This is a genomic window from Cupriavidus sp. GW822-FHT02D05, from assembly GCF_058802485.1.
The window spans coordinates 315,006-328,726 of record NZ_JBXAOE010000001.1; the positions used below are offsets into that span (position 1 = coordinate 315,006).

At 66.5% G+C, this 13,721-nt stretch carries 15 protein-coding genes and 1 pseudogene; 10 read left to right on the forward strand and 6 right to left on the reverse strand.

The window, feature by feature from the left end; genetic code table 11:
* Nucleotides 1–4 precede the first annotated feature (4 nt).
* Nucleotides 5–940: an aldo/keto reductase gene (locus AC1RQK_RS01465; protein ID WP_492807277.1), complete on the reverse strand. Its 936-nt coding sequence runs from the start codon at nucleotides 938–940 to the stop codon at nucleotides 5–7.
* 140 nt (nucleotides 941–1,080) lie between these two features.
* Between AC1RQK_RS01465 and AC1RQK_RS01470 the strand changes: the two genes are divergently transcribed.
* From AC1RQK_RS01470 to AC1RQK_RS01505, 8 genes and pseudogenes are all read left to right on the forward strand, one after another.
* Nucleotides 1,081–1,545 (forward strand): DUF3995 domain-containing protein, encoded by a 465-nt coding sequence (locus AC1RQK_RS01470; protein WP_492370863.1) that lies wholly within the window; start codon nucleotides 1,081–1,083, stop codon nucleotides 1,543–1,545.
* 165 nt (nucleotides 1,546–1,710) lie between these two features.
* The gene (gene pobA, locus AC1RQK_RS01475; RefSeq protein ID WP_492370862.1) at nucleotides 1,711–2,901 is read left to right on the forward strand and encodes a 4-hydroxybenzoate 3-monooxygenase; all 1,191 of its coding nucleotides are present in this window, start codon (nucleotides 1,711–1,713) and stop codon (nucleotides 2,899–2,901) included.
* 79 nt (nucleotides 2,902–2,980) lie between these two features.
* Nucleotides 2,981–3,847 (forward strand): branched-chain amino acid ABC transporter permease, encoded by an 867-nt coding sequence (locus AC1RQK_RS01480; protein ID WP_492370861.1) that lies wholly within the window; start codon nucleotides 2,981–2,983, stop codon nucleotides 3,845–3,847.
* Nucleotides 3,844–4,860, forward strand: a complete 1,017-nt coding sequence (locus AC1RQK_RS01485; RefSeq protein ID WP_492370860.1) for a branched-chain amino acid ABC transporter permease — start codon at nucleotides 3,844–3,846, stop codon at nucleotides 4,858–4,860. Before AC1RQK_RS01480 ends, AC1RQK_RS01485 begins: the two co-directional genes overlap by 4 nt.
* A pseudogene (locus AC1RQK_RS01490) lies at nucleotides 4,857–5,369 on the forward strand (ABC transporter ATP-binding protein); the annotation flags it as partial. The gene AC1RQK_RS01485 and the pseudogene AC1RQK_RS01490, both read left to right, overlap by 4 nt.
* Nucleotides 5,370–5,525: 156 nt before the next feature.
* Nucleotides 5,526–5,609, forward strand: a complete 84-nt coding sequence (locus tag AC1RQK_RS01495; RefSeq protein WP_416053253.1) for an ABC transporter ATP-binding protein C-terminal domain-containing protein — start codon at nucleotides 5,526–5,528, stop codon at nucleotides 5,607–5,609.
* Nucleotides 5,602–6,303 carry an ABC transporter ATP-binding protein gene (locus AC1RQK_RS01500; RefSeq protein WP_492807279.1) on the forward strand — a complete coding sequence of 234 codons (702 nt, stop codon included), beginning with the start codon at nucleotides 5,602–5,604 and terminating at the stop codon, nucleotides 6,301–6,303. Before AC1RQK_RS01495 ends, AC1RQK_RS01500 begins: the two co-directional genes overlap by 8 nt.
* A gap of 136 nt (nucleotides 6,304–6,439) precedes the next feature.
* Nucleotides 6,440–7,039, forward strand: a complete 600-nt coding sequence (locus AC1RQK_RS01505; protein WP_492370858.1) for a DUF6869 domain-containing protein — start codon at nucleotides 6,440–6,442, stop codon at nucleotides 7,037–7,039.
* On the opposite strand, the gene AC1RQK_RS01510 is transcribed toward AC1RQK_RS01505, so the two are convergent.
* Nucleotides 7,020–8,195, reverse strand: a complete 1,176-nt coding sequence (locus AC1RQK_RS01510) for an ABC transporter substrate-binding protein (RefSeq protein ID WP_492370857.1) — start codon at nucleotides 8,193–8,195, stop codon at nucleotides 7,020–7,022. The genes AC1RQK_RS01505 and AC1RQK_RS01510 overlap by 20 nt on opposite strands.
* A gap of 197 nt (nucleotides 8,196–8,392) precedes the next feature.
* On the opposite strand from AC1RQK_RS01510, the gene AC1RQK_RS01515 reads away from it, so the two are divergent.
* Nucleotides 8,393–8,953, forward strand: a complete 561-nt coding sequence (locus tag AC1RQK_RS01515; RefSeq protein WP_492370856.1) for an NADPH-dependent FMN reductase — start codon at nucleotides 8,393–8,395, stop codon at nucleotides 8,951–8,953.
* 51 nt (nucleotides 8,954–9,004) lie between these two features.
* On the opposite strand, the gene AC1RQK_RS01520 is transcribed toward AC1RQK_RS01515, so the two are convergent.
* The 4 genes from AC1RQK_RS01520 to AC1RQK_RS01535 form a co-directional block, all read right to left on the reverse strand.
* Entirely contained in the window at nucleotides 9,005–10,549 is a 1,545-nt protein-coding gene (locus AC1RQK_RS01520) for a methyl-accepting chemotaxis protein (RefSeq protein ID WP_253930815.1), read from the reverse strand.
* Between the two features lie 201 nt (nucleotides 10,550–10,750).
* Nucleotides 10,751–11,230: an SRPBCC family protein gene (locus tag AC1RQK_RS01525; RefSeq protein WP_492370855.1), complete on the reverse strand. Its 480-nt coding sequence runs from the start codon at nucleotides 11,228–11,230 to the stop codon at nucleotides 10,751–10,753.
* Between the two features lie 94 nt (nucleotides 11,231–11,324).
* A complete protein-coding gene (locus AC1RQK_RS01530) occupies nucleotides 11,325–11,756 on the reverse strand; it encodes an HU family DNA-binding protein (RefSeq protein ID WP_043354992.1) in 432 nt (143 codons plus the stop codon).
* Nucleotides 11,757–12,032: 276 nt separating this feature from the next.
* Entirely contained in the window at nucleotides 12,033–12,791 is a 759-nt protein-coding gene (locus AC1RQK_RS01535) for a Coq4 family protein (protein WP_492370960.1), read from the reverse strand.
* A gap of 200 nt (nucleotides 12,792–12,991) precedes the next feature.
* On the opposite strand from AC1RQK_RS01535, the gene AC1RQK_RS01540 reads away from it, so the two are divergent.
* The gene (locus AC1RQK_RS01540; protein ID WP_492370854.1) at nucleotides 12,992–13,696 is read left to right on the forward strand and encodes a Crp/Fnr family transcriptional regulator; all 705 of its coding nucleotides are present in this window, start codon (nucleotides 12,992–12,994) and stop codon (nucleotides 13,694–13,696) included.
* Nucleotides 13,697–13,721: the final 25 nt, after the last annotated feature.

The following is a 13,721-nucleotide window of genomic DNA, read 5'->3' on the forward strand; positions in this document are numbered from 1 at the left end:
GGGTTCAGGCGGCCAGCAGCGCGGCAATGCGCTCGCGCTGGCGCGCATCGGGCATGCGGCCAAGGCCCGCGCCAAGGTTGTCCTGCATGTTGCGGGGCTTGGAGGTGGCTGGGATCGCTGCCGTCACCGCGGGGTGGCTGACAATGAATTTCAGGAAGATCTGGCCCCAGGACGCGCAGTCGATCTCGCCGGCCCAGGGCGGCAGCGGCCGGTCCTTGACTGCGCGGAACAGGCGCCCGTCCTGGAACGGGCGATTGACCAGCACGGCCACGCCGCGCTCCTGGCACAGCGGCAGCAGCGCGCGTTCGGCATTGCGCTCGGCCAGGGAATAGTTCAGCTGCACAAAATCCAGGCGTTCGCTGCGCACGATCTGCGCCAGCGCCTCATGCGCGTCCTCGCGGTAGTGGGTGATGCCGACATAGCGCGTCTTGCCCTGATCCTTCAGTTGGCGCGCAAAGCGCAGGTTGTCGCGCCAGTCGATCAGGTTGTGGACCTGTAGCAGATCCACGGTATCGCTATGCAGGTCGCGCAGCGACTGTGTCCATTGCGCCTGCGCCGCGCCGCCGGCCGGGCTGGATATCTTGGTGGCCAGGAAGACTTTGCTGCGGGCATTGGCGTCGCGCAGCAGCTCGCCGGTGACGCCTTGCGCGCTGCCATAGCTGGGCGCGGTGTCGATCACCGGGCCGGACGTTTGCAGCAGCAAGGCCAGGACCTCGGCCAGCGGGGCGCGTTCGGCGCGTTCGGTTCCCACGTTGAAGGTATTGGCCGTGCCCATGCCGATCACCGGCAGGGTTTCGTGGCCGCCGGGCAGTGCCCGGCGCAATGGCCCGGCAGCGGGCGGCGCCGCGAGCGTGCTGGCGGGCCAGGCGCCGCAGGACAGGCTAAGTGCGGCGGCAAGGCGCGCGCCGTGGCCAAGAAAACTGCGTCTATCGGATGACATGACGATCTCCTTGCTGGTGGGCCCGGAACCTGGCGGCCGGGGCTGCGGCATTTAGTCACTGCGCGCCGCGCAGCGGCCCGGCTAGCTTAAGCTGTTGCCTCGATCCGGATCATATTCTCACAGATAGGAAACCTGCCGCCATGGTCGCTCTGCTGGTCGCCTGCACCTACTTCTTGCTTGCCGGTGTGCATGTCTACTGGGCGCTGGGCGGGCGCCTGGCAAAGGATGCCGCTGTTCCCCGTGTGCCGCGCAAGGTAGCCGCCGGCGACATTGCGCCACCGGCAACGGCGAGCGCGATGGTGCCCGCCTTCACGCCCTCGCGCACGGGCACGCTGCTGGTTGCCGTCGGCCTGGCGGTGGTGGCCCTGATGGTGGGCGCGCGCGCCGGGCTGGCCACGGCGCCTTGCACCGGGCCGGTCCTGCAATGGGCCATCGGCCTGGTCGCGCTGGCCATGCTGGCCAGGGCAGTGGGCGATTTTCGGCTGGTTGGCTTCTTCAAGCGCATCACCGGCTCTTCGTTTGCCTGGCTGGATACGCGGGTCTATTCTCCCCTGTGCCTGACGCTGTCCGCTGGCCTGGCGTACGTGGCGATCCTCCCGCCCTGAGCGTCGCCGCATTCCTGGCAGCCGCCTGCGCCGTATCGCAAGAACCCCCGATTGCAAAATGAAGTGGCGCGTCTGACAATGCCCAGCACCAGAGGCCGGGCGCTGCCGCCACGGCCCATCCGGCGGGCCACGCAGGCAACGAAAAACGGGGGACGGGAGACCACGATGCGCACCCAGGTCGCGATCATCGGCGCCGGGCCGGCAGGCCTGCTGCTGGGCCATCTGCTGCGCCGCGCCGGTGTCGATGCCGTGGTCATCGAGGACCGCAGCCGCCAGCATGTGGAAGGACGCATCCGGGCGGGCGTGCTGGAGCAGGGGACCGTCGACCTGCTGGTGGCATCCGGCGTGGGCGAGCGCCTGCAGCGCCAGGGCCTGCGCCACCATGGCATCGACCTGTTGTTCGACGGGGTCCGGCACCACATCGACCTGTCCGGGCCAACCGGCGGCCGCGCCATTACCGTGTATGGCCAGCACGAAGTGGTCAAGGACCTGATCGCCGCGCGCTTGGCGGATGGCGCGCCCATCTTGTTCGAGGCCAGCGGCGTGGCCCTGCATGGCGTTGACAGCAGCAAGCCCAGCGTCACGTTCACCCACGGCGGCAAGCGCCACACGCTGCATTGCGATTTCATCGCCGGCTGCGATGGCTTTCATGGGGTCTCGCGCGAGGCAATTCCGCCGGCTGCGCTGCAGGTGTTCGAGCGGCGCTATCCGTTTGCGTGGCTGGGCATCCTGGCCGAGGCCGCGCCCGCCGCGCAGGAACTGATCTACGCCAGCCATGCGCGCGGCTTCGCGCTGTTTTCGATGCGCTCGCCGCAGATCACGCGGCTCTACCTGCAATGCCGGCCCGACGAGGATCTCGCCCAGTGGCCCGACGCGCGGATCTGGCAGGAACTGCACGCCCGCCTGGAGACCGGCGACGGCTGGCGGCTCAACGAGGGCCCCGTGCTGCAGAAGGGCGTAACGCCCATGCGCAGCCACGTGGTGGAGCCCATGCAATACGGCCGGCTGTTCCTGGCCGGCGATGCCGCTCATATCGTGCCGCCCACCGGCGCCAAGGGCATGAACCTGGCCGTGGCCGACGTGCGCACGCTGGCGCGCGCGTTGGCCGCGCACTATGGCGAGCGCCGCGACGACCTGCTGGCGGCATACTCCGCCACGTGCCTGCGGCGGGTCTGGCGTGCCGAGCATTTTTCCTGGTGGATGACCGCGTTGCTGCATCGCTTTGCCGACCAGACCCCCTTCATGGCGCGGCTGCAGCAAGCCGAGCTGGAATACGTTGCCGCTTCGCCCGCCGCCGCCGCGGCTCTCGCGGAAAACTATGTCGGGCTGCCATTCACCACCTTCGAGGGCGATTGAGTGCCCGTCCCGATCGCCATACAGGAGATGTCATGACAAAGCTTGGTTGCGCGCCACCGTGGCCGGGGGAGGGCCGACGATGATCGCCAGTTTTCTCGGCGTGCTGTTCGACGGGCTGGCCTATGGCTGCCTGCTGTTCCTGATCAGCGTAGGGCTGTCGGTGACCATGGGCCTGATGAATTTCGTCAACCTGGCCCACGGCGCGTTCGCCATGTTCGGCGGCTACGTGGCGGTGGTCCTGATGACCCGGGCCGGCGTGCCCTTCCTGGCGACGCTGCCGCTAGCCTTCGTGGGGGCCGCGGTGGTGGGCTGGGTGCTGGAGCGCACCCTGTACCGGCGGCTGTACCGCGCCAGCCATCTCGACCAGGTGCTGTTCTCGATCGGGCTGACCTTCATGGCGATCGCGGGGGCCACCTACGTGTTCGGGCCGGGCCAGCAGCCGGTGGCGCTGCCCGACTTCCTGCTCGGCCAGGTGCACGTGGCGGGCCTGGACCTTGGCGCCTATCGCTTGTTCCTGATCGGCGTGGTGGTGGTCATCACCGCGGCGCTGGGCTGGCTGGTGGCGCGCACGCGCTTTGGCGCGCAGGTGCGCGCGGCGGTGGACAACCAGCAAGCGGCGCGCGGCCTGGGCATCAACGTGGAGCGGGTATTCAGCCTGACCTTCGCGCTTGGGTCCGGGCTGGCCGGGCTGGGCGGCGGGCTGGGCATCGACGTGCTGGGGCTCGATCCGTCGTTCCCGCTCAAGTACATGGTGTATTTCCTGCTGGTGGTGGCGGTGGGCGGCGCGGGCACCATCCGCGGCCCGCTGGTGGCGGCGCTGCTGCTTGGCGTGGCCGATGTGGCCGGCAAGTATTACGTGCCGGCGGTAGGCGCCTTTGTCATCTACGCGCTGATGGTGCTGCTGCTGGTGCTGTTCCCAGCCGGCCTTTACGGGAGGCGGGCATGAGCGCTGTTGACGAGCTGCCGAATCGCGCGATCGAGCGGCGTACCCATCTGCCCGACGGGCGCTGGCGCGTTGGCGAGATCGTGTTCTGGCTGGTGCCGGTGGCAGTGTTCTTCCTCTTGCCCGGCTACCTGATCCTTGGCAGCCAGGTGCTGATCACCGGGCTCTTCGCGCTGTCGTTGGATTTGCTGCTGGGCTACGCCGGGATCGTCTCGCTGGGACATGCGGCCTTCTTCGGCCTGGGCGCCTACACCGCCGGGCTGCTGGCCGCGCATGGCTGGGGCGAGCCGGTCTCGGGCCTGCTCGCGGCCGGCGCGGTGGCTGGCCTGGCGGGTTGGCTGGCGAGTTTCCTGGTGGTGCGCGGCGGCGACCTGACCCGGCTCATGGTCACGCTGGGCATCGGGCTGATGCTGTTCGAGGCGGCCAACAAGGCGGCCTTCCTGACCGGCGGCGTGGATGGCCTGTCGGGCGTCACCATGGCGCCGTTGCTCGGGCTGTTCGAGTTCGACCTGTTTGGCAAGACCGCCTACCTTTACAGCCTGGTGGTGACGTTCCTGTTGTTCGTGCTGGTGCGCAGGCTGGTGGCTTCGCCCTTCGGGCTGTCGCTGCGCGGCATGCGCGAAGGCGTGCGCCGCATGCCGGCGCTGGGTGTCGACGTGCCGCGCCGCCTGGGCGCGGTGTTCGCCGTGGCGGCGGCGCTGGCCGGCGTGGCCGGTGGGCTGCTGGCGCAGACGACGCAGTTCGTCGGCATGGACGTGCTTGGCTTCCCGCGTTCGGCGGAACTGCTGGTGATGCTGGTGCTGGGTGGCGCGGGCCGCCTGTACGGCGCACTGCTCGGGGCGGCCGTGTTCATGGTCGCGCAAGATGTGCTGGCGGGCATCAACCCGGTGTACTGGCAGTTCTGGATTGGCCTGCTGCTGGTGGTGATCGTGCTGTTTGCGCGTGGCGGGCTGATGGGCGCGCTGGATGCCTTGCGCCGTGCCATGCGCCGCAAGCCGGGAGGAGGGCGGCCATGACCAGGTTGCTGCGTACCGAGGGATTGTCCAGGTCCTGGGGCGGGTTTGCCGCCAACAGCGATATCTCCCTGCAGTTTCCGCCGGGCGCCCGCCATGCGCTGATCGGGCCTAACGGCGCGGGCAAGACCACCTTCATCAACCTGCTTACCGGGGCCTTGCCGGCCAGCAGCGGGAGGATCTGGCTGGGCGACGAAGATATCACGCAATTGCCCCAGCACGCACGGGTGCGGCGCGGCATGACCCGGACCTTCCAGATCAACACCTTGTTCCCCGGCCTGACGGTGCTCGAATCCGTGGTGCTGGCGGTGGCCGAGCGCAGCGGTGCCACCCGGATCTGGCATCGCACCGTGGCTTCGCAGCGGGCACTGGCCGACGAGGCCATGGCGGTGCTGGCCAGCCTGCGCCTGCACGCCGAGGCCGATACCGAGACGCGCAGCCTGCCATACGGCAAGCAGCGTCTGGTGGAAATCGCGCTGGCGCTGGCCACCCGGCCCGCCATCCTGCTGCTGGACGAACCCGCGGCGGGCATCCCGGCCGGGGAGAGCGCAGAGCTGTTCGGCGTGATCGCCGGCTTGCCGCGCGACATCACCATCCTGTTTATCGAGCACGACATGGACCTGGTATTTCGCTTTGCCGAGCGCATTACGGTGCTGGTGGGTGGCCGCGTGCTGACCGAGGGCACGCCGGCCGAGATCGGCGCCGATCCCCGCGTCAGGGAGGTATACCTCGGGGAGGCCGCCCATGACTGAACTGCTGCGGGTGCAGGGGCTGAGTGCGGGCTATGGCGACGCCGTCGTGCTCGACGGCATCGACCTGGCGATGGATGCCGGCGAGAGCCTGGCCTTGCTGGGCCGCAACGGGGTGGGCAAGAGCACGCTGCTGATGACGTTGATGGGCCTGACCCGGCAGCGGCGCGGCAGCCTGTCTTGGCGCGGGCGCGACCTGGCGCGGCTGGCGGCGCATCAGCGCGCCGCCGCCGGCCTGGGATGGGTGCCGCAGGAGCGCTGCATGTTCCCGTCCCTGACCGTGGAGGAACACCTGACGGCGGTGGCACGTCCGGGCCACTGGAATGTCGCTCGGGTCTACGAAGTCTTTCCCCGGCTGCAGGAACGGCGCGCAAACCTGGGCAACCAGTTGTCGGGGGGAGAGCAGCAGATGCTGGCAATTGGCCGGGCGCTCATGGTAAACCCGGCCCTGCTATTACTCGACGAGCCGATGGAGGGATTGGCGCCTATCATTGTTCAGGAATTGCAGCATGTGATCCGCCGCTTGATCGAGGAAGGCGGCATGGCTGTGATCGTGGTGGAGCAGCACGCTCGCCTGGCGCTTGGCATGACGCGGCGCGCGATGGTGCTCGATCGCGGCAAGGTAGTGTTTGAGTCGACCAGCGCGGAGCTGCTGGCGGACAAGGGCAATCTGGACAGGTTGCTGACGGTTGCCTGAGCCCAACCCCGGTATGGTCAACCGGCGGCAAGCGATAGGCGGCGAGCGTTGGTGGCCGTCAGCGGCCGTTGACGGCAACACCGCCTTCGGCCAGCGGCAGTGCCCATTTTTCGCAGGCGGGTAGTCACGGGGAACTATGGAAACCCATGAGCAGAATCGGCTCGTCAACGCCTATATCCAGCGTTACAGCCGCTACGACCCGGCCATTGGCCGGCACGAGGTGCGCTCGTTCTGGGTCTGGCAGGCTTGCGACTGGCTCGGCGTCAACGACCCCGAAGGGTTATGGCGGCTGGTGCAGGAAGTCCTGGCCCGCACCGATAGTCCCCGTGTCCTTGCCGCGCTCGCTGCAGGCGAGCTCGAAGACCTGATCGAATACCACGGCCCGGCCTTCATCGGCCGCATCGAGCAGGAGGCCGCGCGCGCCCCGCGCTTTCGCCGCCTGCTGTGCGGCGTCTGGCGCAGTTCCACGCCCGAGGTCTGGGCGCGGGTGCTGGCCGCCAGCGACAGCAATTTCAACGAAGTGCCGCAGCGTGCGATGTGGATATGCTACGAGCAGCGTGGCTGGGATGTGCAGGGCGCAGCGGCGCAGCCCGATGGCGAGGCAGGCGTGTCCCGCGAGACCCACAGACAGCCCGCCCGTGTCGTGCCATCGCCATCGCAGTTCCGGCAGCGTGAAGGCGCGATGCACGCAGACTCGCCGCATCACGCCGCCTGGCCTACTTCCCCGGATCCTTGACGTTGTCGAACTTGTCGAACTCCACGTTGTAGAGCTCGCCGCCAACCTTCTCCACACGCCGGATATAGACGGTCTGGACTACATCGCGGGTGTCCGGGTCGATCATGATCGGGCCGCGCGGGCTGACGATCTTCATGCCCTTGAGCGCCGCGACGAACTTGTCGCCGTCGGTCGCGCCGCCGGTCTTCTTCAGCGCGTCGTAGATTGCGCGCATGCCGTCATAGGCGGCCACGGCCATGAAGTTAGGCCGGCCGGCGCCGGGATTGGCTTCGGCAAAGGCTTTCAAGAAGGCCTTGTTCTCGGGCGAATCGTGCGCCATCGAGTAATGGAACGACGTGATCACGCCCAGCGTGGCGTCGCCCATGGCCGGCAGCACATGGTCGTCGGTCAGGTCGCCGGTGGCGATCACGCGGATGCCGGCCTCGGCCAGGCCGCGCTCGCGAAAGCCCTTCATGAACGCCACGCCTTGCTCGCCGGCGGGCAGGAACAGAAACACCGCCTCCGGCTTGGCATCCTTGATGCGCTGGATGAACGGCGCGAACTCCGGGTTGCGCAGCGGCACCCGGATCGATTCGACCACCTGTCCGCCGCCGCCGATGAAATTGGTCTTGAACGCGGTCTCCGCGTCGATCCCCGGCGCGTAGTCCGCCACCAGCGTCACTACCTTGCGCACTTTGTTCTTGATGGCCCAGGTGGCCATCGGCGCCGAGATCTGCGGCAAGGTCATCGACACCCGCGCGATATACGCGGATTTGGTGGTGATCGAGGACGACGCCGCGTTGAAGATCACCATCGGCTTTCTGGCTTGCTCTGCAATCGGCGCCACTGCCAGGGCCTCGGGCGTGAGGCCGAAGCCGGCCAGCACGTCGACCTTGTCGCGCACCACCAGCTCCTGTGCCAGCCGCTTGGCCACATCCGGGGCCGGGCCCGTGGTGTCCTTGCTGATGATCTGCACCTTGCGCCCCGCCACGGTATCACCATTGAGCTTCTGGAACGCCTTGATGCCGCCTTCCATCTGCTTGCCATAGTCGGCAAAGCTGCCCGAGAAGGGCGCGATCAGCCCGATCCTGACGGGATCGGCGGCGTGGGCAAGCGTTGGCGCCATGGCAAGCACGCTGCAAGCCGCGAGGGCACGCAGCAAGGGGGCAAAGGTCATCGATGGTCTCCTGGTCGAGTGCGCTCTGGTCCCGCAAAGGGGCCGGGCGGGTGCTGGCGCGGGGCACTGGCACAGGAGTTTAGGGGGCGGGGCGGTTTGGTGCAATCGGGGCTTGCGCAAAGGGCTGCGGGCAGCCAGGCGCATTCGGCATAGAATGCGCGCTGGCTCAGACACCACCCATGCGGTGCAAATCGGGAATGATGAAAGTACTTGCGCTATCCGGCAGCCTGCGGGCTGTGTCCATCAATTCCGCGCTGCTGCGCGCGGCCGCGCGGCTGGCGCCAGCGAATGTGTCGGTTGCAGTGTTCAGCGGTCTTGGGGCGTTGCCGCTGTTCAACCCGGACGACGAGGCTTGTCCGCATGCCAGCGTGACACGCTTGTTTGCCGAGGTGGCGCAGGCGGACGCGCTGCTGATCGCTAGCCCCGAGTACGCGCACGGCGTGACCGGCACGATCAAGAATGCACTGGACTGGCTGGTGGGTTACGAGCCGTTCGCCTTCAAGCCGGTCGCCGTGCTCAATGCATCGCCGCGCGCGCACCATGCCGATGCGGCACTGCGCGAGACCTTGAAGACGATGGCCGCCGTCATTATCGAGCCGGCGTCGATCACCGTGCCATTGCTGGGCGCCAGGCTGGATGAGGATGGCATGGTATCGACGCCGGCCATTGCCGCTGCCATTCAAGAAGCGCTGGTGGCGCTGTACGATGCCGTCGTCCTTCACAAGACGACGGCAGTTGCCACCTTTCCGCTGGCGTGACCGGCAAGCGGCTCGCGGCGCGCCATAGGAGGACCAGGAGGGGCGGGCGGTTCAGGCAGCCACGAGGCGGAACGTGGATACCGCTTCCTTCAGGCGCTGGGCCTGCTCTTCCAGCGATCCCGCTGCGGCCGCGGCTTGCTCCACCAGCGCGGCGTTCTGCTGCGTCACCGTGTCCATCTGGGTGACGGCCTGGTTGACCTGCTCGATGCCGGCGCTCTGCTCGGCCGAGGCGGCGCTGATCTCGCCCATGATGTCGGTCACGCGTTTTACCGCGCCCACGATCTCATCCATGGTCTGGCCGGCCTTGGTGACCAGCTGCGAGCCCTTTTCCACGCGCTCGACCGAGTCGCCGATCAGCGACTTGATCTCCTTGGCGGCGGTCGCGCTGCGCTGCGCCAGGCTGCGCACCTCGCCGGCCACCACGGCAAAGCCCCGGCCTTGCTCGCCCGCGCGGGCGGCTTCCACCGCGGCGTTGAGGGCGAGGATGTTGGTCTGGAAGGCGATGCCCTCGATCACGGCAATGATGTCGACCACCTTGCGCGAAGCACCGTTGATCTCCTGCATGGTGTCGACCACCTGGCCAACCACCGCACCGCCCTTGATCGCGATCTCGGAGGCGTTGACGGCGAGCGAGCTCGCCTGCTTGGCGTTGTCCGCGTTCTGGCGGACGATGCTGGTCAGCTCCTCCATGCTGGAGGCCGTTTCCTGCAGTGACGACGCTTGTTCTTCCGTGCGCTGGGACAGGTCCGTGTTGCCTGCGGCGATCTGGCTCGTGCCGGACGCAATGGATTCGGTGCCGGTGCGCACCTGGGTCACGATGCGCAGGATGTTGCCATTCATGTCGCCCAGGGCGCGCAGCAGCTGGCCAGTCTCGTCCTTGCTATCCGAGCGGATGTGGCTGGTCAGGTCGCCAGACGCCACCTTGCGCGCGAAGCCCACGGCGCGATGCAGCGGCGCGGTGATGCCGGCGGTCAGCCATACCGAGAACGCCACGCCAATGGCCAGCACCAGCACGCCAAGCGCGATCAGGCGATTGCGTGCGGAGAGGTAGATCTCGTTGATGTCCAATGCGGTCTGGTCAATGCTGGCGCGCTGGATATCCAGCAGCTTCTGGATCTCGGCAAGGTAGGCATTGCCGGCGGGCACGAACTCGCTCTCGAGCACCTGGTTGGCTTCGTCGGTCTGGCCGGCTTCCTTGAGCTTGGTGATCTTGTCGCGCGAGTCGTTGTACGGCTTGCGCACGGTCTGGATCGTCTTGAACGCCGCCTTCTCCGCGTCGGAGGACAGCATCGGCTCGATCTTGTCGCGCAACGCCGCGATGGCGTCGACCGACCCCTTCGTCTCGGCGGCGAAGAATGCGCCCAGGCTCGGGTCGGCACTGCGCGCCACCGCGGTGGTGCGACGCACGCTCGTATGCATCAGGCGATACCAGTCGCTGACGACGCGCTCCTTGGCCAGCGGCTGCTGCATCATGTCGTGCGTGTGGCTGGCCACGTCCTGCAGCCCCAGGATGCTGAACACGGTCATGAGCGTTGACAGCAGCAGCACCACGCCAAAGCCAATGCCAAGGCGTACCCCAATTCCAAGATTCTTCATTTTCTTCTACCTGAATGGAAATAATAAGGCGGCGAAATGCTGGCCCATAGGACCTGGATTCGCTCTATTGTCAGCCGCGCCGTTTATCGCGAACGCATCTGCGGACTATGGTGAATATCGGCTATCGAGGTGGGAACTTGAGTGGCGGGGCTTGTCGCCCGGCCGGCAGGCCGCGAGAGCGGCCTGGCGAGGATGGCGTGCTCAGGCGGATTCGCGCAGGCTCTGCAGTGCCAGCCGCTGCCAGTTTCGCGCGGCATAAGCATGCGCCTGGCGCAGCGCCGCCCAGAGACCGACGAGCCTGATGTCCTTCAGGAATCCCTTGGCTTCGAATTCGGTCGTGCGCCGTACCCGTGTCCTGCCATCGCCCAGCGGCTCAAGGCTGAAGGTGTCGATCAGCTTGCCGACCCAGGCACGGCACCAGACTGTGCTTTCCTGCATCTGGTACTGCAGCAGCCGGTCCGGCTCCAGTTGCAGGATGCGCTGGTCGATGGTGCCCCGGTCCGTGGTGCATTGCCGCGTGTTCCCGACCGCCGCGACGCCCTCCAGGACGCGGCAGCTCATTGGCTTTGGAATGCCCAGCCAGAACAGCAGCGGGCGCGACGCATCCATGCGGGCATGAAGGAAGTGCGGCCAGACATGCCGTGGCTCGCACTCAAAAATCCACTCGGACCTGATCTTCATCGCGTGTGCTCGATATCGGGTATTGACCTGCAATGCAAAAGGGAGCCACGCGGGCTCCCTTTTGTTCCAGCTGCGTTCTGTTTGCCCGCTCAGCTTACAGCGCGGCGTCCTTCAGCTTCTTCATCGGGCGAACCTTGACCTTGACGGTCGCCGGCTTGGCAGCGAACCACTGGTCTTCGCCGGTGAACGGGTTCTTGCCGAAGCGCTTCTTGGTGGCGGCAACCTGGGTTGCCACGACCTTGAACAGGCCCGGCAGGGTGAATTCGCCGGCGCCCTTCTTGTGCACCGCGCTCAGGATGGTGTTTTCCAGATGGACCAGCACGGTCTTGACCGTCTTGGCATCCAGTTCAGTCTGGGCCACCAGGTGGGCCACCAGGCTGGACTTGTTGAACGTGTCCTTCAGGGGTTTCACCGCCGGCGCGGCCGCTGCGACCTTCTTTGCCGGAGCCGCCTTCTTTGCCGGCGCCGCCTTCTTGGCGGCAGGCTTGGCGGTGGTCTTTACGACAGCATTTGCTTTGGTAGCCATGGATTATGGAGTCTTGTGTTCGTTGAATGACGCTTGCTGCCGACGGCGGCAAGCGTATGGGGAGCATAACATTCCCACTGGCGCCTGCCAAACGTCTGCAATCACAATCGACAATAGACAAGGGACAGTGCTTTGGGTCCCGGCTGCGGAAATTACGGATGGATGCGGGATGCCATTTTGATGGATGCGCCCGATGCGATTGATAAAATACGAAATTCGCCAGAAACGCAGCAGGAGTGCCCACAGGCCCACAGGCCCATAGGCAGCGCCCGGAGCTTAGTCGGAAAACAGCGATTGCGAAGCCGCGCCCTGTGGCTGGCATTGCGCGGCCTTGCTGGCTGCCTGGTACAGCACGGGTTCGAGAATGCCCAGCCGCGCGCGCGCTGCCTCGAGCGGCTCATGCAGCAGCGTCTCGTAGTCCTCGGCCATCAGCCACTTCGCCTTGCGTCCATGGCGATAGCCCTCGACGACGGCGCGCAAGTACGCGGTGTTGCCGGTCTTGCGCAGGCTCTGCAAGGCGGTAGCAACGGCGATGAATGCCCAGCCGAGGGCGCCGGTCTGTGCGTAGCTGAACGCCACCAGCGCTGCTTCGCCCATGTTCTCGTTGGCCTTGTAGCCGGTCAGCACATGCCAGATGTCGTGGATGTCACGGGTTCGCCTGCCGAACCAGGCGTAGGGATCCTCGACCAGCGGCTCGCTGTTGAGGTTTGAAATCGCGGCAAGTCCGGCGGCGCTGTAGCCCGTTTGCTCCAGGAACGCGCGGTAGGCGGCGCCGAGCGTGCCGGGTGCGAAGCTGGCGATGAACGCCGGGTCGGAGAAGCGCTCCGTCAGTTCGACGCGAAGATAAGCCAGCCGCCGCCCGCTCGTGGTCCTCAGGAGCCGCGCGTAGTTCTTTGGCGCGGACGGGCCGTTGAGGGCGCGCATGATGAGAAACACTTGCGTGGTGTCGTCTCCGTTTGCCAGCAGCTTGCGGATCGCACGGAATGCGGCTGGAAAGTCACGCTTATACAGAGCGGGGGAGGTCGCTACGTCCATTGCCTCGTTCCTCTTATCGGGTTTGTTGCCGGCGGTTGTTGCCGGGATGGCGAAGTCGCCGGTGCTTCGGGTCTTCAGGGCTTGCGGGGTTATCAGGGTGTCCAGGGTTTTCATCCAGGTCCCTGATCGCAATGAGCGATCTTTGCAGGGAATGGCGGACTACAATGTCGTCTTCCTGACATAAGACTACGATTGGCGCTGTGTCAAAGTCATCCACCCCCGAAGACCACCTCGCTGCCCTGCGATCCAGCGTATGGTTCGCCGGTCTTGCCGCTGATTTTCAACGGTGGATCGTCGCGCACGCCAAGGTCAGGTCGCTAGCTGCGGGCCAACGCTTGTTCGCGCACGGGGACCCGGCGGATGGCCTGTACTTTGTGGTGGCTGGCGCCATCCGCATGACCAGTTCCTCCGCCGATGGCAAGGAGGCACTGCTGGCTTTTGCGGAAACGCCGCAATGGTTCGGCGAGGTTGCCTTGTTTGACGCCTTGCCGCGCGCCCACGATGCCTGGATCGAGTCCGACGTGGTGCTGCTGCATATCGACCAGCAGGATGCGGTGCGGTTTCTCGACGAAAATCCGGTGCACTGGAAAGCGGTGGGCTTGCTGATGGCCCCAAAGCTCAGGCTGGCGTTTGAAGCGATTGAGTCGTCGGTGCTGATGCCTGTGCCGGTCAGGCTGGCGCGCCGCTTGCTGGCCATCGCCGGCGGCTATGGCGAGCGCCATGGCCTGAGCAAGCGGGTGATCAACGTGCAGCAAGAGCAACTCGGCTTGATGCTGTCGGTTTCGCGGCAAACGGTGAACCAGATTCTCCGGGATTTCGAGGCGCAGGGCCTGGTGCAGCGCACGCGGGGGTCCATCGAGATCCTGGATCTCGCGTCGCTGCGAAGATTCGCGGAGGTCGGCTAGGTCATTTGCCGGCCCGCCGCGATCG

What these genes read in the sequence shown, in the direction of transcription:
- AC1RQK_RS01485 (WP_492370860.1), top strand. Translation starts at nt 3,844, where the DNA reads ATGAGCGCTGTTGACGAGCTGCCGAATCGCGCGATCGAGCGGCGTACC.
- pobA (WP_492370862.1), top strand. Translation starts at nt 1,711, where the DNA reads ATGCGCACCCAGGTCGCGATCATCGGCGCCGGGCCGGCAGGCCTGCTG.
- AC1RQK_RS01500 (WP_492807279.1), top strand. Translation starts at nt 5,602, where the DNA reads ATGACTGAACTGCTGCGGGTGCAGGGGCTGAGTGCGGGCTATGGCGAC.
- AC1RQK_RS01520 (WP_253930815.1), bottom strand. Translation starts at nt 10,549, where the DNA reads ATGAAGAATCTTGGAATTGGGGTACGCCTTGGCATTGGCTTTGGCGTG.
- AC1RQK_RS01530 (WP_043354992.1), bottom strand. Translation starts at nt 11,756, where the DNA reads ATGGCTACCAAAGCAAATGCTGTCGTAAAGACCACCGCCAAGCCTGCC.
- AC1RQK_RS01515 (WP_492370856.1), top strand. Translation starts at nt 8,393, where the DNA reads ATGATGAAAGTACTTGCGCTATCCGGCAGCCTGCGGGCTGTGTCCATC.
- AC1RQK_RS01525 (WP_492370855.1), bottom strand. Translation starts at nt 11,230, where the DNA reads ATGAAGATCAGGTCCGAGTGGATTTTTGAGTGCGAGCCACGGCATGTC.
- AC1RQK_RS01470 (WP_492370863.1), top strand. Translation starts at nt 1,081, where the DNA reads ATGGTCGCTCTGCTGGTCGCCTGCACCTACTTCTTGCTTGCCGGTGTG.
- AC1RQK_RS01465 (WP_492807277.1), bottom strand. Translation starts at nt 940, where the DNA reads ATGTCATCCGATAGACGCAGTTTTCTTGGCCACGGCGCGCGCCTTGCC.
- AC1RQK_RS01510 (WP_492370857.1), bottom strand. Translation starts at nt 8,195, where the DNA reads ATGACCTTTGCCCCCTTGCTGCGTGCCCTCGCGGCTTGCAGCGTGCTT.
- AC1RQK_RS01480 (WP_492370861.1), top strand. Translation starts at nt 2,981, where the DNA reads ATGATCGCCAGTTTTCTCGGCGTGCTGTTCGACGGGCTGGCCTATGGC.
- AC1RQK_RS01535 (WP_492370960.1), bottom strand. Translation starts at nt 12,791, where the DNA reads ATGGACGTAGCGACCTCCCCCGCTCTGTATAAGCGTGACTTTCCAGCC.
- AC1RQK_RS01505 (WP_492370858.1), top strand. Translation starts at nt 6,440, where the DNA reads ATGGAAACCCATGAGCAGAATCGGCTCGTCAACGCCTATATCCAGCGT.